This is a genomic window from Pseudoclavibacter sp. Z016 (assembly GCF_002931215.1).
Taxonomy (GTDB): Bacteria; Actinomycetota; Actinomycetes; order Actinomycetales; family Microbacteriaceae; genus Pseudoclavibacter.
In genome coordinates this window covers 1-17,990 of sequence record NZ_PSTU01000016.1, presented here as the reverse complement: position 1 = coordinate 17,990, position 17,990 = coordinate 1, and the positions used below count along the sequence as shown (strand labels likewise).

18 protein-coding genes and 1 tRNA gene are annotated in these 17,990 nt (G+C 69.3%); 12 read left to right on the top strand and 7 right to left on the bottom strand.

Annotation, left to right across the window (positions count from 1 at the left end):
- The first annotated feature begins 83 nt into the window (after positions 1 to 83).
- The 3 genes from C5B99_RS14835 to C5B99_RS14825 all read left to right on the top strand — a co-directional run bounded on the left by C5B99_RS14835 (position 84) and on the right by C5B99_RS14825 (position 2,970).
- Positions 84 to 626: a hypothetical protein gene (locus tag C5B99_RS14835; protein ID WP_104243437.1), complete on the top strand. Its 543-nt coding sequence runs from the start codon at positions 84 to 86 to the stop codon at positions 624 to 626.
- 79 nt (positions 627 to 705) lie between these two features.
- Positions 706 to 1,617, top strand: a complete 912-nt coding sequence (locus C5B99_RS14830; RefSeq protein WP_104243435.1) for a 1,4-dihydroxy-2-naphthoyl-CoA synthase — start codon at positions 706 to 708, stop codon at positions 1,615 to 1,617.
- A gap of 87 nt (positions 1,618 to 1,704) precedes the next feature.
- On the top strand, positions 1,705 to 2,970 hold the full coding sequence (locus tag C5B99_RS14825; protein WP_258063381.1) for an AMP-binding protein: 1,266 nt from the start codon (positions 1,705 to 1,707) through the stop codon (positions 2,968 to 2,970).
- 33 nt (positions 2,971 to 3,003) lie between these two features.
- Here the strand turns inward: C5B99_RS14825 and C5B99_RS14820 are convergent, their stop codons facing one another.
- Positions 3,004 to 4,266 carry an SGNH/GDSL hydrolase family protein gene (locus tag C5B99_RS14820; RefSeq protein WP_104243433.1) on the bottom strand — a complete coding sequence of 421 codons (1,263 nt, stop codon included), beginning with the start codon at positions 4,264 to 4,266 and terminating at the stop codon, positions 3,004 to 3,006.
- A gap of 156 nt (positions 4,267 to 4,422) precedes the next feature.
- Between C5B99_RS14820 and C5B99_RS14815 the strand changes: the two genes are divergently transcribed.
- Entirely contained in the window at positions 4,423 to 5,403 is a 981-nt protein-coding gene (locus C5B99_RS14815) for a 1,4-dihydroxy-2-naphthoate polyprenyltransferase (RefSeq protein ID WP_104243431.1), read from the top strand.
- Here C5B99_RS14815 and C5B99_RS14810 read toward each other — a convergent pair.
- Positions 5,400 to 5,816, bottom strand: coding sequence for a DUF4229 domain-containing protein (locus tag C5B99_RS14810; protein WP_104243429.1), 417 nt, complete (start codon positions 5,814 to 5,816; stop codon positions 5,400 to 5,402). The two genes, C5B99_RS14815 and C5B99_RS14810, sit on opposite strands and share 4 nt — an antisense overlap.
- Before the next feature lie 147 nt (positions 5,817 to 5,963).
- Between C5B99_RS14810 and C5B99_RS14805 the strand changes: the two genes are divergently transcribed.
- The 3 genes from C5B99_RS14805 (at position 5,964) to C5B99_RS14795 (ending at position 8,920) form a co-directional block, all read left to right on the top strand.
- Positions 5,964 to 6,533 (top strand): PLDc N-terminal domain-containing protein, encoded by a 570-nt coding sequence (locus C5B99_RS14805; protein ID WP_104243427.1) that lies wholly within the window; start codon positions 5,964 to 5,966, stop codon positions 6,531 to 6,533.
- An 82-nt stretch (positions 6,534 to 6,615) separates the two neighbouring features.
- On the top strand, positions 6,616 to 8,376 hold the full coding sequence (gene menD, locus C5B99_RS14800; RefSeq protein WP_104243425.1) for a 2-succinyl-5-enolpyruvyl-6-hydroxy-3-cyclohexene-1-carboxylic-acid synthase: 1,761 nt from the start codon (positions 6,616 to 6,618) through the stop codon (positions 8,374 to 8,376).
- Positions 8,377 to 8,434: 58 nt separating this feature from the next.
- On the top strand, positions 8,435 to 8,920 hold the full coding sequence (locus tag C5B99_RS14795; RefSeq protein WP_104243423.1) for an acyl-CoA thioesterase: 486 nt from the start codon (positions 8,435 to 8,437) through the stop codon (positions 8,918 to 8,920).
- Positions 8,921 to 8,959: 39 nt separating this feature from the next.
- Here C5B99_RS14795 and C5B99_RS14790 read toward each other — a convergent pair whose 3' ends face one another.
- Entirely contained in the window at positions 8,960 to 9,169 is a 210-nt protein-coding gene (locus C5B99_RS14790; protein ID WP_104243421.1) for an Rv0909 family putative TA system antitoxin, read from the bottom strand.
- Positions 9,170 to 9,264: 95 nt separating this feature from the next.
- Between C5B99_RS14790 and C5B99_RS14785 the strand changes: the two genes are divergently transcribed.
- Positions 9,265 to 10,116: a PPK2 family polyphosphate kinase gene (locus C5B99_RS14785; protein WP_104243419.1), complete on the top strand. Its 852-nt coding sequence runs from the start codon at positions 9,265 to 9,267 to the stop codon at positions 10,114 to 10,116.
- A 1-nt stretch (position 10,117) separates the two neighbouring features.
- Here the strand turns inward: C5B99_RS14785 and C5B99_RS14780 are convergent, their stop codons facing one another.
- Both C5B99_RS14780 and C5B99_RS14775 read right to left on the bottom strand, forming a co-directional pair.
- Positions 10,118 to 10,651 (bottom strand): ASCH domain-containing protein, encoded by a 534-nt coding sequence (locus tag C5B99_RS14780; protein ID WP_258063380.1) that lies wholly within the window; start codon positions 10,649 to 10,651, stop codon positions 10,118 to 10,120.
- Positions 10,648 to 11,949: an isochorismate synthase gene (locus C5B99_RS14775; RefSeq protein WP_308471597.1), complete on the bottom strand. Its 1,302-nt coding sequence runs from the start codon at positions 11,947 to 11,949 to the stop codon at positions 10,648 to 10,650. Before C5B99_RS14775 ends, C5B99_RS14780 begins: the two co-directional genes overlap by 4 nt.
- A 75-nt stretch (positions 11,950 to 12,024) precedes the next feature.
- On the opposite strand from C5B99_RS14775, the gene C5B99_RS14770 reads away from it, so the two are divergent.
- The 3 genes from C5B99_RS14770 (at position 12,025) to C5B99_RS14760 (ending at position 15,370) form a co-directional block, all read left to right on the top strand.
- The gene (locus tag C5B99_RS14770) at positions 12,025 to 12,753 is read left to right on the top strand and encodes a class I SAM-dependent methyltransferase (protein WP_104243417.1); all 729 of its coding nucleotides are present in this window, start codon (positions 12,025 to 12,027) and stop codon (positions 12,751 to 12,753) included.
- Positions 12,754 to 12,856: 103 nt separating this feature from the next.
- Positions 12,857 to 13,954: a polyprenyl synthetase family protein gene (locus C5B99_RS14765; protein WP_104243415.1), complete on the top strand. Its 1,098-nt coding sequence runs from the start codon at positions 12,857 to 12,859 to the stop codon at positions 13,952 to 13,954.
- Between the two features lie 51 nt (positions 13,955 to 14,005).
- Positions 14,006 to 15,370, top strand: a complete 1,365-nt coding sequence (locus C5B99_RS14760; protein WP_104243413.1) for an FAD-dependent oxidoreductase — start codon at positions 14,006 to 14,008, stop codon at positions 15,368 to 15,370.
- 261 nt (positions 15,371 to 15,631) lie between these two features.
- Here C5B99_RS14760 and cls read toward each other — a convergent pair whose 3' ends face one another.
- Complete coding sequence (gene cls / locus C5B99_RS14755; RefSeq protein ID WP_104243557.1) at positions 15,632 to 17,146, bottom strand: cardiolipin synthase; 1,515 nt, start codon at positions 17,144 to 17,146, stop codon at positions 15,632 to 15,634.
- Positions 17,147 to 17,208: 62 nt separating this feature from the next.
- Positions 17,209 to 17,697, bottom strand: coding sequence for a YajQ family cyclic di-GMP-binding protein (locus C5B99_RS14750; protein ID WP_104243555.1), 489 nt, complete (start codon positions 17,695 to 17,697; stop codon positions 17,209 to 17,211).
- A gap of 124 nt (positions 17,698 to 17,821) precedes the next feature.
- Here C5B99_RS14750 and C5B99_RS14745 point away from each other — a divergent pair.
- Positions 17,822 to 17,903, top strand: a tRNA-Tyr gene (locus C5B99_RS14745).
- Positions 17,904 to 17,990 lie beyond the last annotated feature (87 nt).

Sequence of the window (17,990 nt, the reverse complement as noted above, 5' to 3'; positions counted from 1 at the left end):
GGGAAGGTCTCTCCGGCTGGGGACGTTCGGCGCGGATCGCGCTAGGCTGAGGCATCGATCGGTCATGCCGGACGCAAACTCCTATGTCTACGAACCTCTCCAGCCCCGCACCTCGCTTCAGCCCTCCGCCGGCCGACGAGGACTTCGGTGACGCCCTCGTCAGCTCCGGCTCTGGAGGGCACCGCCCCCAACGGGTCGTCTCGACGGGCGGCAGTGGCAGGCTCGGGTACGGGAAGCCGCAGTATCGGCACGGCTCGCTCGTGCAGCGCACCTGGTACGAGATCGCCTTCAACCCGCGCCGCTGGTCGGCCGGCCACTGGGCGCTCCTCGGGGTGCTCATCACGGTGCTCGCCGACGTCTTCGTCTTCTTCTACGCCTCGAACCTGTTCGGCATCGACCGCAAGTTCGAGATCGAGATGTGGCTGCTCACGGCCGGCATCGCGGGCTTCCTGACGATCGCGATGGCCCTCTGGGGCATCATCTTCAACAGCGCCAGGGGTGCGGCGATCTTCGCGATCATCCTCGGACTGCCGTTCGGGGCACCCCCCGCGTGGCTGGTCGGCAACACGATCATCCAGCTGATGGCGAACGGCGGCACCCTCCCCGTCGCGCCGCCCCTCTGGTAGCGGCGCAACGCTCGGAGGCTCGGACTCGGCGGGTGCACGCCCCGCAGGACCCTGCCCGCTCGTCGGATAGCGTTATGGCATGACTGCCTTCGTCTCCGAACTCTTCGACGCCGAGCGCTGGCGCACCGTCCCGGGCTTCGAGGAGCTCACCGACCTCACCTACCACCAGGATCTGACGGGCCGCATCGCCCGCGTCGCCTTCAACCGGCCAGAGGTGCGCAACGCGTTCCGCCCGCAGACGGTCGATGAGCTCGCGCGTGCCCTCGACGATGCGCGCATGAACCCGCGCATCGGCGTGGTGCTGCTCACGGGCAACGGCCCGAGCCCGAAGGACGGCGGGTGGGCGTTCTGCTCGGGCGGCGACCAGCGCATCCGGGGTCGCGACGGCTACAAGTACGCCGACGGGGAGACGCGCGACACCATCGACTCGGCCCGCAACGGTCGGCTGCACATCCTCGAGGTGCAGCGGCTCATCCGCTTCATGCCGAAGGTGGTCATCGCGGTCGTTCCCGGGTGGGCCGCTGGGGGCGGGCATTCGCTGCACGTGGTGTGCGACCTGTCGATCGCGTCGCGCGAGCACGCGAAGTTCAAGCAGACGGACGCGGACGTCGGGTCGTTCGACGCCGGCTACGGTTCGGCGTACTTCGCGAAGCAGGTCGGGCAGAAGTTCGCGCGCGAGGTGTTCTTCCTCGCCGAGGAGTACTCGGCGGAGCGCGCCATGGAGATGGGCACCGTCAACCGGGTCGTGCCGCACGCGGAGCTCGAAGTCGAGGCCGTTCGCATGGCGGAGACGATCCTGACGAAGTCGCCCACGGCCATCCGCATGCTGAAGTTCGCGTTCAATGCGGTCGACGACGGGCTTGTCGGGCAGCAGGTGTTCGCCGGCGAGGCGACCCGCCTGGCCTACGGCACGGATGAGGCCGTCGAGGGGCGGGATTCGTTCCTCGAGAAGCGCGAACCCGACTGGTCGCCGTTCCCGTGGCAGTTCTGACGTCGCGGATCCCTGGCGCCTCGTTGGGGCGGGGGCTTCGACGTGGGTGCTGAGCCCGGGAGGGGCGGCGCGCGTCCGCTGGTCCGCGTGGATGCGAGTGACACGTCCGCGGTCACGTCCGCGCTCCGGAGCGCGCTGAGCGGTGCGGGTCCTGCCGTGCTGCCCACGCAGCCGCCAGCAGGCGCGCTGGCGTCGGGTGAACTCGGCCTGGCCGGCGAGGCGCTCGGCGCCGTGCCGGAGGGCGTCGTGCTGGTGATCGAGACGAGCGGGTCGACGGCGGAGCCCAAGCGCGTCATGCTCACCGCAGACGCGCTGCGCGCATCCGCTGCGGCGACGTACGCGCGCTTCGACCTGCTGTTCGGGAGGGCGCGCGCAGCTGAGCCCACTCGCCAGTGGCTGCTGACCCTGCCGGCCTCCTACGTGGCGGGCGCGCAGGTGCTCATGCGGTCGATCCTGGCCGGCACGGAGCCCGTCGTGCTGGGCGATGACCACTTCACGGCTGAAGGGTTCGCGCGCGCCGCCGCGGAGCTCACCGCCGACCGGCGCTACGTCTCGCTGGTGCCCGCTCAGCTGGCGCGCCTGCTCGATGCGTCTCCTGCGGTCGCGGACGTGGTTGCTCGCTTCGATGCCATTCTCGTCGGCGGGCAGTCGCTGCCGCCCGCGCTTCGCTCGCGGGCCGAGGCTCTCGGCTGGAACGTCGCGACGAGCTACGGGTCGAGCGAGACGAGCGGCGGGAGTCTCTACGACGGTGAGCCGCTCGACGGGGTGCGGATCCGCATCCGCGACGGTGAGGTGCAGCTGGCCGGTCCCGTGCTCGCGGCCGGCTACCTTGGCGACCCGCGCCGCACGGCGGAGGCCTTCATCGAGGATGGCGGCGAGCGCTGGTATCGAACGAGCGACGGCGGGCGCCTCGAGCGCGATGAGACCACGGGCCGAGAGCGGCTCGTGGTGACCGGACGCCTCGACAACGTCATCGTCTCCGGGGGTGAGAAGGTGCTCCTCGACCGGGTCGAGGGCATCGTGCGCCAGCTGCACGGCCTCACCGACGCGGTTGTCGTCCCCGCGCCGTCCGAGGAGTGGGGGCAGGTGCCCGCGCTTGTCGTGGAGGCTTCCGGCTGGGCACTTGGCGGCCCCCCGCCCGGCGCCGAGGCGACGTTGCTGGACGCACGTGCCCTCGCGGGCGACGAGCGCTGGCGCTCTGTTCGCGAGGCGACGGGGGCCGCTGGCCGCGCGGCTCGCCCGGCGCTGCTCGTGCTTGCACGGCGCATCCCGTATCTGCCCAGCGGAAAGCCCGACCGCCGATCGCTGGAGCGCCTGGTCGCGGGGCTCGCCCGCGGAGTCGGCGAGGGCTGAGCGCCGGGTTGCCGATCAACCCTGCGGGCCGTGTCAGGCCTCGGGGTCGTCCTCAGGTGGGCGTCTGGTTGCGGCCGAGCGGCGGCGCAGGATGATCGTCGTGGCGATGCCGGCTCCGACGAGGACCAGCACGCCGGCGATGACGAGTGGTGCTGCGGGTGTGGCCGTGGTCGCGGCTGTGGCCGTCGGCTGCTCGGTGGCGGTCGCTGTTGGCGTTGGCGTTGGCGTTGGCGTCGGCGTTGGCGTCGGCGTCTCGGGCGTGCCCGGCTCGAGGAGTGCCTGCAGCTCCGCCCCGACGGTTTCGGCGAGGTAGGCGACGCCCGCCTCGTTGGGGTGGAGCGCGCCGAGCTTGAGAGATGCGCCTGGCGTGGTCGACCCTCCCTCACCGGGTTCCAGCGTGATGCCGCTCATGTAGGGCTCCGTGGTCGAGCATGCGGAGTGCGCGGAAGTCGCCTTCAATGTGGAGATGAAGGTGGCGCCGCTCGCCTCGGCCGCCGTCTGTATGGCCTCGTCGAGGTGGACCTCCGTCTCGTGCAGGTACGCGGTGTCGACGTCGGTGAACGGGAAGGAGTTCTCCGGGTAGCCCGCCGAGGTGAAGGCGGGGGAGAAGCATCCACCGACCGGAGTGTTCGTGGGGTCGGGTGTGATGGCGGGGTATCCGACGACGACGATGTCGGCGTTTGGCGCCTTCTCGGCGATGAGGGCGAACGTCGAGGCCAGCGCGGGGGCGATGAGCGAGTCGATGCGGTCCTTCAGGGCGTCGACCTCGACACCCCCTCCGTCGACGACGTACTGCGATCGGCAGTTGGGGACGGTCTGGTCGGCGACGAGGGGGCCGAGGGAGCTCGCGGCGACGCAGGAAGCGGCGATATCCGAGAACTTGAGGTCGTTGCCGCCGATCGACAGGGTGACGATCTCGGTCGTTGCGGAGAGGCTCGCCGACTGCACCGGTGCGCTCGCGCCGGACGCGGTGACCTGCTCGGCATCGCGGATGTCGGCGGTGACGGCGCCGCTGCACGTGCGGTCGTCGAGGGCCAGGCCGAGCGAGTCGGCGATGCGGTGCGGGTAGTTCGCGAGTGCCTGGAAGCAGCCAGGGGCGGGCTCCTCGCTGAACGGCACGAGCCCGAAGCCCGAGGAGTACGAGTCGCCCAGCGCGACGTACGCGCGCGCCTGGGCGCCTCCGTTCACCGCCGGATCGCCGAGGGGCGTCGCGAGGGCGCCGGGAGCGGCGAGCAGCACGATGCCTGCGGCCGCAGCGCTGATGGCGGCCGCGCGCACGCGTGATCGGGCAGTCATGGTTCTCCTGTCGAGCGGATGTCGATCGGGACGGGGGTGGTGGTCTCATAGTGCCACCGTGATGCTGACCGGGGAACGGGCTGAGGAGCTCGCTTCTGGGGTGCGCCAGCCGTCGTCGCAGGGATGCGGGTCTGCACCGCCCTCTAGAATCGCTCCGTGGCGCAGAAACAGAAGAACAGACAGCGGAAGCAGCAGCAGGCGAACCCCACGCAGCGGCCACGGCCGAAGGCGAGGGAGGTGCGCAAGCTGGATGCGCGCGCCTGGATCGCGGGTGCACGTCTGCGGACGCTCCCGTTGGCGATCGCCCCGGTACTGCTCGGCACGGCCGGTGCCATCGTCGACGGCGAGCCCGGCCAGTACCACTGGGTGCGCGCCCTCGCCTGCCTTGCGGTTGCGCTGTGCCTGCAGATCGGCGTGAACTACGCCAACGACTACTCCGACGGCATCCGCGGCACCGACGCCTTCCGGGTCGGGCCCGCCAGGCTCACCGGGTCCGGCCTGGTCGAGCCGAAGCGCGTGAGGCTCGTCGCGTTCATCTTCTTCGGCCTCGGCGCCCTCGCCGGCCTCTTCCTGGTGGTGGCCTCGGGGCACTGGTGGCTGCTCGCCGTCGGCGCCGCCGCGATCGTCGCCGCCTGGTATTACACGGGCGGCAAGCGTCCGTATGGCTACGCGGGCCTCGGCGAGGTGTTCGTGTTCGTCTTCTTCGGTCTCGTGGCGACCGCGGGCACGACGTTCGTGCAGATCGGGAGCGTCTCCACGAACGTGTGGATCATGGCGACGGCGATCGGCCTCTTCGCGTGCGCGGTGCTCATGGTCAACAACATCCGCGATATCGAGCAGGACCGTCTCGCGAGCAAGCGCACGCTTGCCGTGCTCGTCGGTCCGGTCGTGTCGCGGTGGCTGTTCGGCGTCTTCACGCTTGCACCGTTTGTCCTCGCGATCTTCTTCGCCATCGCGTACCGCAACGCGGTCTTCACCTTCTTCGCCCTGCTGCTGGCGGCCCCGGCCGTGCTCATCGCGTCGACGGCCCGCAAGCCGCGCGAGCTCATCCTCGCCCTGATGCTGACGAGCTTCGCGACGCTGGCCTACGCCCTGCTGCTCGGCCTCGGCATCGTCTTCAGCGGGTACGTGCGCTAGCCGACGCTCGGTCGGGTGCTCTCGGGAGCGTCCGGCTCGTCGGCGTGAGCTGAGGCGTCCGCCTGCTCGGGTGCGGTGAGCTCGTCTGCGTCTGGAGCTGCATCGACGTCTGGCTTGGCAGCGGCGGTCGAAGTGGGGCCCGCTTCGCCGTCGAGGGCCGCGTCCTCGAGCTTGTCGTCCGCGGTGCGCGCGTCCTTGCGCTCGCTGAGGCGCTGCAGGTCGTCGCCCATCTTCTGGCGGGTGCCGCGCAGGAAGATCACCGAGATGCAGGCGCTGATGATGGCACCGACAAGAGCTCCCGCGAGCCAGCTCCACTGCCAGGCAGGCAGGGCCAGCATGACAACCGCGAACGGAATCGCGAACGCGAGCAGTCTGATGACGGAGTAGACGAGCCAGGCGCGCTTCGAGTTCATCCCGCAATTCTACGAGCGAGGCGGATGCGCGCCTCACCGACTCCCTGAACGCCCGGTGTCCGCCCCGTACTCGCGCCGAGCACGGTTCGCGGAGGGCGAAGGCATCACCAGCTCGGGCGGAGGCAAGTCGCGTATCCTCGGGGGACCATGTCTCGCCTCCTCATTACTGCCGCAGTCATCGTCGTCGCGGTGACGATCTTCGCCGTGGTCGATTGCGCGATGACGGACGCAAAGCGCACGCGCGCACTCCCGAAGCCCGTCTGGGTCGTGGTCGTGCTGCTGGTCCCCGTCGTCGGTCCGCTCCTCTGGCTCTTCTTCGGCAAGGTCCGCGGCAACGCGGCAGCCGCGAAGCCGGTGCAGACCACCCCGGACGACGACGAGACGTTCCTGCGCTCGATCGGCATCGAGTCCGACAGCGATGAGCGCATCCGCAAGCTCGAGGAGGAGCTGCAGGCTCTCGACGACGTCGACTTCCCGGCCGCGGCCCCCACTGGCCCGGTCTCGGAGGGTGGCGTTGCGACGGCCCTCGAGGACGCGAACGACGAGGCGTCCTCCGGCGAGAAGTCGGACAAGTCCACGAAGCCAGAGTCTGGCGGCAAGAAGTCCCGCAAGGGCCACGAGAAGCCGGCAGCCAACGACGACGAGCCCGGCGAGCACGAAGAGCCCATCGAGCATAAAGACGACTGGACTCAGGGCGACGGGTCGCCCCGTGCCTGAGCGGCACACCCACACCGAAGCCTCCAACTCCCAGCGCCCCACAGTGGGCGCTGAGTCGCGTGCGCCTGCACCCGGGGCGAGCATGCCGCGCACCGGCAACCCGGCGGTCGACTTCAGCCTGGACTTCCTGGGCTCCCTCGTGCGCTTCGGCGTCACCGATCTGGTCGTCTGCCCCGGCTCGCGCTCGCAGGCCCTCGCCCTCGTGGCGGCCGAGCTCGAGCGAATCGGCGCCGTTCGCCTGCACGTGCGCATCGACGAGCGCTCGGCCGGCTTCTTCGCCCTCGGTCTGGCCGCTGAGACCGCCCGCACGGTGCCCGTCATCACCACCTCGGGGACCGCCGTCGCCAACCTGCTCCCCGCAATGCTCGAGGCGTTCCACGCCGGGGTCCCCCTGGTCGCAGTCACCGCAGACCGGCCGGAGGAGCTGCTCGGCATCGGGGCGAACCAGGCCACGACGCAGCCCGGGATCTTCGGGCCCAACATCGTGCACGAGGCGGTGGATGCGCCGACGGGTGCACCCGCGGAGTCGGCGGAGGCCGAGCGCCTCGCGCTGCGCGCCGCATCCACGACCGGACCGCTGCAGCTGAACCTCGCCTTCCGCGACCCGCTGAGCGTCGCCGTCCCATCGCTCGAAGCCTGGGCCGAGGGCGTCGACCCGGGCGAAGTTCCCGGCGGCGACCGCGTCGCCGAGGTCAGCCAGGCCAGCGATGCGGATGACGTCCTCGACGTCGACGCGGCCGAGTGGCAGCGCACGCTGGTCATCGCCGGGGCTGGCGCCGGCCCGGTGGCCGAGGAGGTCGCCCACGCCGGCGGCTGGCCGCTCATCGCCGAGGCGTCGAGCGGCTCGCGCTACGGCCGCAACCTCGTGCTCGCGTACCGACAGCTCCTCGGCGCGAGCTCCCCTCGGCCGGATCTCCGGGATGCTGTCACGCGGGTCCTCGTGTTCGGGCATCCGACGCTCAGCCGCGAGATTCCCCAGCTCATCGCCCGCGAGGGAGTGCACGCCGTCGTCGTCGGCTCGACGGGCGGCGAGCCATACAACCCCGGCCGCGCCGTCGCTGCGCACGTCGAGGCCGTGCGCGTGCATCCCGTCTCCGCGGGCGACGCCGAGTCCCGGGCCGAGTCGCGCTCCTGGCTGCGCGAGTGGGTGCTCGCGAGTCGGGAGATCGTCACGGCCTCAGCGGAGCAGCCGCCAGCGCCAGACATCGAGGCGTCGAGGTCGAGCGACAAGGCCGTTCGGAGCCGATTCGCCAGGCAGGAACTCGCCGTCGCGCGCATGAAGGTCGACAGGCGGATGCTGGTCGAGGCCGTCTGGAGCGCCACCTGGCCCCACGACCGGCTTGTGCTCGGCGCATCCACCCTCATCAGGGTGCTCGATGCTCACGTGCCGGGCAAGCCCGTGCGAGTGCACTCGAATCGGGGACTCGCCGGCATCGACGGCACCGTCGCGACGACGCTCGGCGTCGCCGTGGGCAGCCAGCTCGCCGGCCCCGTCTCAGCACAGGGTGGCGTGACGCGTGCGCTCATCGGCGACCTCACCTTCCTCCACGACGCCTCTTCGCTGCTCATCGGACAGGGTGGCGAGTGGTCGCCCCGCGTGCAGCTCATCGTCGGCAACGACGGCGGGGGCACGATCTTCGACGATCTCGAGGTGGCTCGCACGGCCGCCTCCGCCGCGCACGCACGGGTGCTGTACACGCCGACCGCGGTCGACCTCGAGTCGCTCGCGAGGGCCTACGGCTGGAGTTACCTGCGCGTCGAGACACGTGCCGAGCTGGAGCGCGCGCTCGTCTCTCGGGAGCACGAGCGCGTCCTCATCGAGGTGCCTCTGCAGCGAGGCTGAGTGAAATGTCAGGACATATGCTAGCCGTGCACTGTCCGGCCTGAGCAGCGGAGGACCGATGGCCCCTACATCCCCCAACCCCGAGACGCGCGCCGCCGCCGAGGGAGACATGAACTTCCACACCCGCAAGTGGGTGCGACCGGAGGACCTGAACGCGAACGGCACCCTCTTCGGCGGGAGCCTGCTGCGGTGGATCGACGAAGAGGCCGCGATCTACGCGATCATCCAGCTCGGCAACTACCGCTGCGTCACCAAGTACATCTCGGAGATCAACTTCGAGGCGTCCGCGCAGCAGGGCGACCTCATCGAGATGGGGCTCGTGGCGACGCACTTCGGTCGCACGTCGATGACGATGCGCGCCGTCGTGCGCAACATGATCACACGGCGCACGATCCTCTCGATCGAGAAGATCGTGTTCGTGAGCCTCGGCGATGACGGGCACCCCGTGCCGCACGGGTACTCGAGCATCACGTACGCGCGCGACCGGATGCCGACCACGCATCCGCAGACCGGCACGATCGCCGTTCCCCGCGTCGGGGAGTAGCGCCGCCGCTCCGAGCGGCGGCGGCGCTGCGGCATCGGGCTACTGGTTGCCGACCTGCTTGTCCGCCGCGTCGCGTGCACCCTTGATCTGATCGGTGAACTTGTCGCCGGTCGCCTTCTGGGCGGCGTTCGCGACGCCGTCGAGGATCTTGTCGCTGATGTCCTCGGCCTTCTCGCTCTTGAGCGCCTCGGTGACTCGCGGGTCCTTGAGGAACTCCTGCGCCTTGCCGGTGATGTTCTCGATGCCCATGTGCTTCTCCTCTGCTGGGCGCCGCTTCCGCTCCGTCGCGAAAGCTGTTCGCGCGAGCAGAGCATAGCGTCGGCGGGTGGCGTTAGCCTGTCCTCATGCCTCACTTCACCACCGAAGACGCTGCAGTGCTGCGCGTCGATGAGAACTTCGATCTGGGTGCGCTCGACCCCCGCTCGACCCCTGGATTCACCGGCAAGAAAGTCGACGCCGCAACCCTGTTCACCGAGCACGACGACGAGATCGCGGAGCTGCAGGAGCGCATGTTCGCGAACTCGCGAGCGGGTCTCGAGGCGCCTTCCGTGCTGCTGCTCCTGCAGGGCATGGACACGTCCGGCAAGGGCGGAATCGTGCGTCACGTCATCGGTGGCGTCGACCCGCAGGGGGTGCAGATCGCCTCCTTCAAGGCGCCGACCGCCGAGGAACGCGAGCAGGACTTCCTCGTGCGCGTCCGCAAGCAGCTGCCCGCCGCCGGCAAGATCGGCGTCTTCGACCGCTCCCACTACGAGGACGTGCTCATCCAGCGGGTCCGCTCCTTCGCGCCGCCGGAGGAGATCGAGCGCCGCTACGGTGCCATCGTCGACTTCGAGAACGAGCTCGCCGCATCCGGAACGAAGCTCATCAAGGTCATGCTGCACATCTCGAAACAAGAGCAGGGCGCGCGCCTCGCGGAACGGCTCGAGCGCCCGGACAAGCACTGGAAGTTCAACCCGGGAGACATCGACGAGCGCCTGCTCTGGGACCAGTACCAGGAGGCCTACGAGATCGCGCTGCAGCGCACATCGACGGAGACCTCGCCCTGGTACTGCGTGCCCGCCGATCGCAAGTGGTTCTCCCGCCTCGTGGTGAAGGGCCTGCTGCTCGATGCGCTGCGTGGCTTCGACCTGCAGTGGCCCGCCGCCGATTTCGACGTCGAGGCCGAGAAGCGGCGTCTCGCCGAGAGCGCGTAGCTCAGTCTGCGAGCTCGGGCGGCCAGACGACGCCGAACCGCTCGAAGACGACCTCGTGCTGCGGCGTGAACTCGCGACCGACCGCGGCCCGGGTGCGTTCCCAGTAGCGCTGGTGTTCCCGGCGCCAGCTCTCGAGGCTCCGGTCGTCTTCGCCCTCGTCGTAGGCGAAGGCCTCGTCGACGCTGTCGAAGGGGCCGACGCGCAGCTCCGTGCTGCGGATGACGACGACGGGCCTGCCTCGGCCATCGCACGCGATCCAGTGCGATCCGATGCGGGGCAGCAGCTCGCCCTCCTCGGCGAACTCCTCGACGAGCGCGGCGGTAGCGCGCTTCGGTCCGTGCGTCACCAGCGCAAGCAGCTCATCTGCGAGCTCGACGCTGTCGCCGAAGTTCTCGACCGAGTACTCGGGCGCGGCGGCGGCGGCACCGGGGTTGGCGGCGCGGTAGGCGTCCCACATCGCGGCGGCCGCGGCGCGGTCGAGTTCAGGGAGCTCCGTGCGGCCGAGGGCCGCGTTGCTGTTGGGTGCCTCTGTCATCGCAAGTCCTCTTCGTCCGGCCCGCCGGTGCTGTCGCCGCGGAGCGCTTCCACGATGGGGCGGAACTTCAGCTGCGTCTCCCGGTACTCGTCCGAGGCGTCCGAGGACGCCACGATGCCGCCGCCCGCGTACGCCGTGATCGACCCGTTCGCGTCGATCTCGGCACCGCGCAGGGCGACGGCCCACTCGCCGTCCCCGCCAGCGCCCACCCAGCCCACTGGGCCGGCATAGCGCTGTCGGTCGAACGGCTCGAGGGCGAGGATCGCATCAAGGGCCGTGGGTGTCGGGGTGCCGCCGACGGCCGCCGTCGGGTGGAGCGCATCCACGAGATCGAGCACCGTCACTCCCGCAGGCAGGGTGCCGCGGATATCGCTCGCGAGATGCCACAGGTTCGGGAGCTTGAGGGTGAAGGGGACGCGGCTGCTCGTCAGGCCCGTGCCCGGGTCGTCGTGCGTGTCGAGGCTCGCGAGCGAGGTGAGCGCGCTCTCGACGGCGAAGCGGTGCTCTGCCAGGTTCTTCTCGCTGTGCCGCAGCCTCGCCTCGGCCCGCGCGTCGGCCTCCTCGTCGCTGCCGCGGGGGGCCGTGCCGGCGAGCACCCGCGCCGAGACCTGCCGCTCGAGCACACGCACGAGCGTCTCCGGGCTCGTGCCCGTGAGTCCGTCGACGGCGTAGGTCCAGCACTCCGGATACGCGGAGGCGAGCCTCGCGAGCAGGCGGCGGCGGTCGGCGCCCTCCGGGAGGGAGCCGCGCTGCTCGCGCGCCAGCACGACCTTCGAGAGGTGACCGGTGTGGATGAGGTCGAGGGCTCGGTCGATGGCGCGCCGGTGCTCGTCGCCGGACATCAGGCCGTCCGTGAGCGTCGCCGCGGCGTCGATGTCGCCGACAGGTGCAGCGTCGGGGAGGCGCGGCTCCGGAGTCGAGCCGTCGGCGGTGATCGCCGTCACGAAGCACCGCGCACCTCGACGCCCCACGACGAGCTCGGGAACCTCGAGGACGCTGCGCGCCCCCGACTCGGCGGCGAACGCGAACGCGCCGAACGCGATGAGGCCAGAGCCCGTCACCTGGGCGGCATCGTCGATCTCGGCCGCCCCGACGACGTCCCGCCAGGCGGCGGCGGAGTCCGGGATTCGCGTCGCACCTGTGAACTCGCCGCGCCACGCGCTCCCCGTCGCGACGACTCCATCGCCCTGACGAAGCCACACGAGGGGGGAGGTCGACGACGCGAAACGGAGGAGATCGCCCGGATCGGGGACCTCGATCGTCCGTGCGCGCAGGCGGGGGAGGATCACAGCTGGCACGACGGCAAGACTATCCCCAGCAATCCACTGGAACACGGCCAGGGCGAGACGTGCGCCGCAACGTAGGATGATCTGGTGACAAAAGCCGACCTGAACAAGCGACCCGAGCAGGTGTCGTCGATGTTCGACCGTGTTTCCAAGAAATACGACGAGACGAACGACATCTTGAGCATGGGCAACGCAGCGCGTTGGCGCGTGCAGACGCGGCACGCCATCGCCCCGCAGCCCGGCGAGAAGATCCTCGACGTCGCAGCGGGGACGGGCACGGTCAGCAAGGTCCTCGCCGACGCGGGCGCCAAGGTCACCGCCCTCGACTTCTCCGCGGGCATGATCGAGGAGGGCAAGCGCATCCACGGCGCGAACCCGAACATCGACTTCGTGCAGGGCGACGCCACCAAGCTTCCCTTCGACGACAACACCTTCGACGCGTCGACGGTGAGCTTCGGCCTGCGCAACGTGCAGCAGCCGAAGGTCGCGCTCCAGGAGATGCTGCGCGTCACGAAGCCGGGCGGGCGCCTCGTCATCGCCGAGTTCTCCACGCCGCCGCAGGCCCTCATCCGCACGGGATACCGCGCGTACATGCAGATCGCGATGCCGACCATCGTGAAGCTCGTGAGCAGCGACCCCGAGGCGTACACCTACCTGAACGAGTCGATCATCGCCTGGCCCGCACAGCGTGAGCTGGCGTCCTGGCTGCGCGAGGCGGGCTTCGAGCGGGTCAAGTACCGCAACCTCACCGCCGGTGTGGTCGCCCTGCACAAGGGATTCGTCCCGCTCGCCGACTCCGGCAGCGTCCCGAGCTAGGGAGCAGCAAGCCAGCAGGCACCGGCAGGGCGCCGGCCTGAACCCCCAACCAAGTCCGCCCGAGGGCACCCCCTCGAGCGGAGAACCTGAACCACCAGGAGACATGAGCGTGGAGCTCCCCAAGACCGAACAGCGCCGGAAGGCGCGAAGCACTGTGGTGCCGGGCGGAACCGACGACCTCTTCGACGGTCCGAACTCCGACGTGCTGCGCGAGCGCCTCGACGCCGGATTGGCCGCGGTCGAGACCCGCCTCCGCGACGAAGTCCAGTACGCCGACGAGATCGCCGACGTCACCGCCCGATACCTCCTCAACGCCGGCGGCAAGCGCCTGCGCCCCATGCTCACCGTGCTCGCCTCGCAGTTCGGCGACACCCCCGGTTCGGACGAGGTCATCACCGCGGCTGCCGCGGTCGAGCTCACCCACCTCGCCTCGCTGTACCACGACGACGTCATGGACGAGGCGGAGCTGCGTCGAGGCGTCGCCGCCGCGCACCTGCAGTGGGGCAACTCCATCGCGATCCTCGCCGGTGACCTGCTGTTCGCCCGCTCGAGCCTCCTCTTCTCGGAGCTCGGCCTGCGCGCCGTTCGCCTGCAGGCGACGATCTTCGAGCGGCTCGTGCTCGGCCAGATGCGCGAGACGACAGGGCCGGCCGCGGATGTGGACCGTATCGACCACTACGTCGGGGTCCTCGCGGACAAGACCGGCTCCCTCATCTCCGCTGCAGCCCAGTTCGGCGCGATCGTGTCCGGCGCACCGGAATCCGTCGTCTCGGCGCTCGCCGAGTACGGTGAGCGCGTCGGCGTCGCCTTCCAGCTCGCCGACGACGTCATCGACCTGCAGCAGAACCCGGACGCGACGGGGAAGCTGGCCGGCACGGATCTGCGAGCCGGCGTCGAGACGCTGCCTGTGCTGCTGCTCGAGCGCCAGGCCGCGACCGACGAGGCGAGCCGCGACCTGCTGGAACGCATCCGGTCCAGGGTCGCCGGCGTCAACGAGCAGCCCGAGGAGACTCGCGCGAGCGAGGAGGAGATCTCGGGCATCATCCGCGAGCTCCGCGAGCACCGCGTGACGCAGCTGACGGTCGACGAGGCCCAGAACTGGGTAACGCTCGCCGTCGAGGCGCTGCGGCCGGTCAAGGCCGGCCCCGCGAAGAACGCCCTCGAGCGCTTCGCCGCGGAGGTCGTCAGCCGCGACCGCTGACCGAGCTGTTCGCGAGACAGCTCACCCCCTGACCCCTTCTCTGGAGGACATGTGACCACGCTCCGCCTTGCCATCGTCGGCGCAGGACCAGCCGGGATCTACGCGGCAGACATCCTGCAGAAGATGGAGCGGCAGTTCGATCTCTCGATCGACCTGTTCGACAAGCTGCCGGCGCCGTACGGGCTCGTCCGGTACGGCGTGGCCCCTGACCACCCCCGCATCAAGGGCATCATCAACGCCCTTCGCGAGGTGCTCGAGTCGGGTGTCATGCGGGTCTTCGGTGGGGTCGAGTTCGGCAAGGACATCACGCTCGACGACCTCAAGCAGCACTACCACGCGGTGATCTTCTCGACCGGGGCCATCCGCGACGCCTCCCTCGACATTCCCGGCATCGACGCCCACGGCAGCTTCGGGGCAGCCGACTTCGTGAACTGGTACGACGGGCACCCCGACGTGCCGCGCACCTGGCCGCTCGAGGCGCGGGAGGTCGCCGTGATCGGGAACGGCAACGTCGCGCTCGACGTGGCCCGCATGCTCGCGAAGCACCCCAAGGACCTCCTGTCCACCGAGGTGCCGCAGAACGTCGTCGACGGGCTGGAGGCGAGCCCCGTGACCGATGTGCACGTGTTCGGGCGTCGAGGACCCGCGCAGGTGAAGTTCACGCCCCTGGAGCTGCGCGAGCTCGGGGAGATCCCTGACGTCGACATCATCGTCGACGAGGACGACTTCGATCGCGACCCAGCCGCGGCCGAGCTCGCCAAGACCAACAAGCAGCTCATGGTCATCGGCCGGATCATGGGCAAGTGGCGGGGCGAGCGCGAGCTCACCGCATCGCGGCGCCTGCACCTTCACTTCTACTCGAAGCCGGATGCGGTGCTCACCGAGGATGGGCCAGATGGCGAGCGTGTGCGCGCGATCCGCATCGAGCGCACGGAGCCCGACGCCGAGGGTGGCGTGCGGGGCACTGGGGAGTTCATCGAGCACCCGGTGCAGGCCGTCTACCGGGCCATCGGGTACTTCGGCTCGCCGCTTCCCGGGGTTCCCTTCGACGAGCACCACGGCGTCATCCCGAACCATGAGGGTCAGGTGTGGGACGACGACAACCAGCAGGTCAACGGCATGTACGCGACCGGGTGGATCAAGCGCGGCCCCATCGGCCTCATCGGGCACACCAAGTCGGATGCGCTCGAGACCGTCACGCACCTCGTCGCCGACCAGGGCAACTGGTGGACTCCGGTCGACCCGAGCGAAGCCTCCGTCGTCGAGCTCCTCGAGTCACGTGATGTGCGGTTCACTGACCTCGAGGGTTGGCGTCGTCTGGATGCACACGAGCTCGCGCTCGGCGAGGCGGCTGGTCGCGAGCGGATCAAGGTCGTGGACCGCGAGGAGATGACGCGCATTTCCCGCGGTGAATAGGGGTTCCACCCCCACCTGAGGAGGAGGGGAGTTCTCCCCATCGCGGAATGACGGTTCACCTCGTACGCTCGGAGTACACGCAGAGAGCGGAAGAAATTCCCGGGCGAGAATGGTCCGGGGCACAGACTTCAGCCGGCGGTTGAGCCGCGTCGCATCGGTCGTTCTGACCGCGGCGCGAAACTGGGGGAGCTCGCCGTCGGCTGAAGGTACTTTCGGTCGTCCGGGTGGCCTCGATCGAGAAACGCGACTTCGAGCGGGTTCCTATTGGATGACGCTCGTCAGGCGGGCGACGTTGTCGAGCGCGCGCGTCAGGATCGGTCGCTGCTGCCACTCCTCGAGGGTCAGCTCGTAGCTGCGCTGCCGGTACCCGTTCTCGACCTCGCGCATCCGGTTCACGAACTCCTCGCCGTGCACCATGAGCATGAGCTCGGCGTTGAGCGTGAAGGAGCGCATGTCCATGTTGCTGGAGCCGATGAGCGTGACGGAGTCGTCGAAGGTGATGTGCTTCGAGTGGAGGATGTACGGGCGCCGGTACAGCATGATCTTCACTCCGGCCCTCAGGAGCGCCTCGTAGTAGGAGCGCTGCGCGTGGAAGACGAAGAACTGGTCGGCGATCTCACCGACGAAGAGCTCGACGCTCACCCCTCGCTGCACGGCCGTCGTGATGGCGTACATGAGCGAGTCGTCCGGCACGAAGTAGGGGCTGACGATGACGATGCGCTCTCGGGCCGCGTAGAGCAGCTGGTTGAAGAGGCGGAGGTTGTTCTCGTTCTCGTAGCCTGGTCCGCTCGGCACGAGCTGGCAGGGGAAGACGTCTTCCTGGTCGCCCGCTTCGATCTCTGCTTCCGCCTCGTCGGGCTCGGGGGTGACGGGGTCGTTCTCGAAGACGTCGGTCAGCAGCTCCTCCGTCTCGGCGTACCAGTCGGAGATGAAGACGGCGTTGACCCCCGTCACCATGGGGCCCTCCATGCGGAGCATGAGGTCTTTCCATCTGAGGGCGTCGGTGCCGGGCTTGGGGCCACGGTGGTAGTCGCGGGAGATGAGGTTCTGCGAGCCGAGGTACGCGGTGCGTCCGTCGACGACGAGGAGCTTGCGGTGGTTGCGCAGGTCGACGCGCTGCATGCCGCCCTCCCACGGGTACAGCGAGAGCATGCGGTGCCAGTCGGCGCCGATCTCGGTGAGGCGCTGCTTCATCTTCTTGTAGCCCCGGTACCGCATGGAGCCGATGTGGTCGAAGAGCACCCGCACCTTCACGCCGCGTTGCACGGCGCGTTCGAGGGCATCGAAGAACGGGGCCGTGGCGTCGTCGTGGCTCATGGCGTAGAAGAGCACGTTGACGTAGCTCTCCGCCTGGTCGATCTCCCGAGCCATGCGCCTGATGGAGCGGTTGTAGCTGCCGTGGAGCTCGAGGCGGTTGCCGTCGGCGAGGGGGATCGCGGTGAGGTGCTCACCGAGCTTCGTGACCTGCTCGAACCAGGAGGGGTGCGTGATGGCGCGCTCCGCCGGGGCGATCTGGTCGGTGGCATCGCGGATGATGCCGTCGACCTGCGCCTGCATTCGCCGCCGCCTCGTCGGCAGCTGGTTGGTGCCGAACAGGAAGAACAGGATCACCCCGGCGTAGGGGATGAGGACGATCGTGATGATCCAGGCGAGCGCCGTCGTGGGCCGTCGGTTGCGGGGGATGACCACCACTGCCGTGACGATGATGAGCACGTAGATGGTGGCGACGAGCCCGAACCAGAACCCGGTCAGACCGAGTTCCGGGTACCACGGCATCAGCGCCCCGACGGCCGTGCTCGGGTCGTAGCCGGCGCGGCCGCCTGCGACCCCGGGTGGCACTAGCGGCGGTTGACGAACTGGAGGTCGACCTCGACGTCGGCGGCCTTGAGCAGTGCCATGGTGGCCTGCAGGTCGTCGCGGCTCTTCGAGGAGACGCGGAGCTCGTCGCCCTGGATCTGCGCCTTGACGCCCTTGGGGCCCTCGTCGCGGATGAGCTTGGTGAGCTTCTTCGCGCTCGGCTGGTCGATGCCCTCCTTGAGGGAGGCCTCGATGCGGTACTCCTTGCCGGAGGCGTAGGACTCACCGACATCGAGCGTCTTCAGCGAGAAGCCGCGCTTGATGAACTTGGTCTGCAGGACATCGAGCACCGCCTTCACGCGCTCTTCACTGGAGGCCTTGAGGAGGAGCTTCTCGCCAGACCAATCGACCGAGGCGCCGACGCCCTTGAAGTCGTAGCGCGTCTCGAGCTCCTTCTGCGCTTGGTTGACGGCGTTGTCCGCCTCCATCTTGTCGACCTTGTTAACGACGTCAAACGAGGAATCTGCCATGCCGTCCATGGTAGCGAGGCCCGCCGACAATCTCGCGAGCGTGGCGGTTCGTCGGGTCGTTTCGACAAACCGGGTGGAAGTCGGTAGTCTCTAGCCTGCACGTTTGCGCTTTGCGCTGTGCACTGGCGAGTTACCCAAGCGGCCAAAGGGATCTGACTGTAAATCAGACTGCTCAGCATTCGGGGGTTCGAATCCCTCACTCGCCACGAACACCATGACGCGAGACATCTTCGAGATGTCTCGCGTCATTTGCGTCTCCGGGATGATCCCCATCCCCATCCCCGCCCCCATCC

Excerpts from the sequence above, each read along its gene's own strand:
- C5B99_RS14835 (WP_104243437.1), top strand. The coding sequence starts at position 84 with ATGTCTACGAACCTCTCCAGCCCCGCACCTCGCTTCAGCCCTCCGCCG.
- C5B99_RS14830 (WP_104243435.1), top strand. The coding sequence starts at position 706 with ATGACTGCCTTCGTCTCCGAACTCTTCGACGCCGAGCGCTGGCGCACC.
- C5B99_RS14820 (WP_104243433.1), bottom strand. The coding sequence starts at position 4,266 with ATGACTGCCCGATCACGCGTGCGCGCGGCCGCCATCAGCGCTGCGGCC.
- C5B99_RS14810 (WP_104243429.1), bottom strand. The coding sequence starts at position 5,816 with ATGAACTCGAAGCGCGCCTGGCTCGTCTACTCCGTCATCAGACTGCTC.
- C5B99_RS14805 (WP_104243427.1), top strand. The coding sequence starts at position 5,964 with ATGTCTCGCCTCCTCATTACTGCCGCAGTCATCGTCGTCGCGGTGACG.
- menD (WP_104243425.1), top strand. The coding sequence starts at position 6,616 with ATGCCGCGCACCGGCAACCCGGCGGTCGACTTCAGCCTGGACTTCCTG.
- C5B99_RS14795 (WP_104243423.1), top strand. The coding sequence starts at position 8,435 with ATGGCCCCTACATCCCCCAACCCCGAGACGCGCGCCGCCGCCGAGGGA.
- C5B99_RS14790 (WP_104243421.1), bottom strand. The coding sequence starts at position 9,169 with ATGGGCATCGAGAACATCACCGGCAAGGCGCAGGAGTTCCTCAAGGAC.
- C5B99_RS14785 (WP_104243419.1), top strand. The coding sequence starts at position 9,265 with ATGCCTCACTTCACCACCGAAGACGCTGCAGTGCTGCGCGTCGATGAG.
- C5B99_RS14780 (WP_258063380.1), bottom strand. The coding sequence starts at position 10,651 with ATGACAGAGGCACCCAACAGCAACGCGGCCCTCGGCCGCACGGAGCTC.
- C5B99_RS14765 (WP_104243415.1), top strand. The coding sequence starts at position 12,857 with ATGAGCGTGGAGCTCCCCAAGACCGAACAGCGCCGGAAGGCGCGAAGC.
- cls (WP_104243557.1), bottom strand. The coding sequence starts at position 17,146 with ATGCCGTGGTACCCGGAACTCGGTCTGACCGGGTTCTGGTTCGGGCTC.
- C5B99_RS14750 (WP_104243555.1), bottom strand. The coding sequence starts at position 17,697 with ATGGCAGATTCCTCGTTTGACGTCGTTAACAAGGTCGACAAGATGGAG.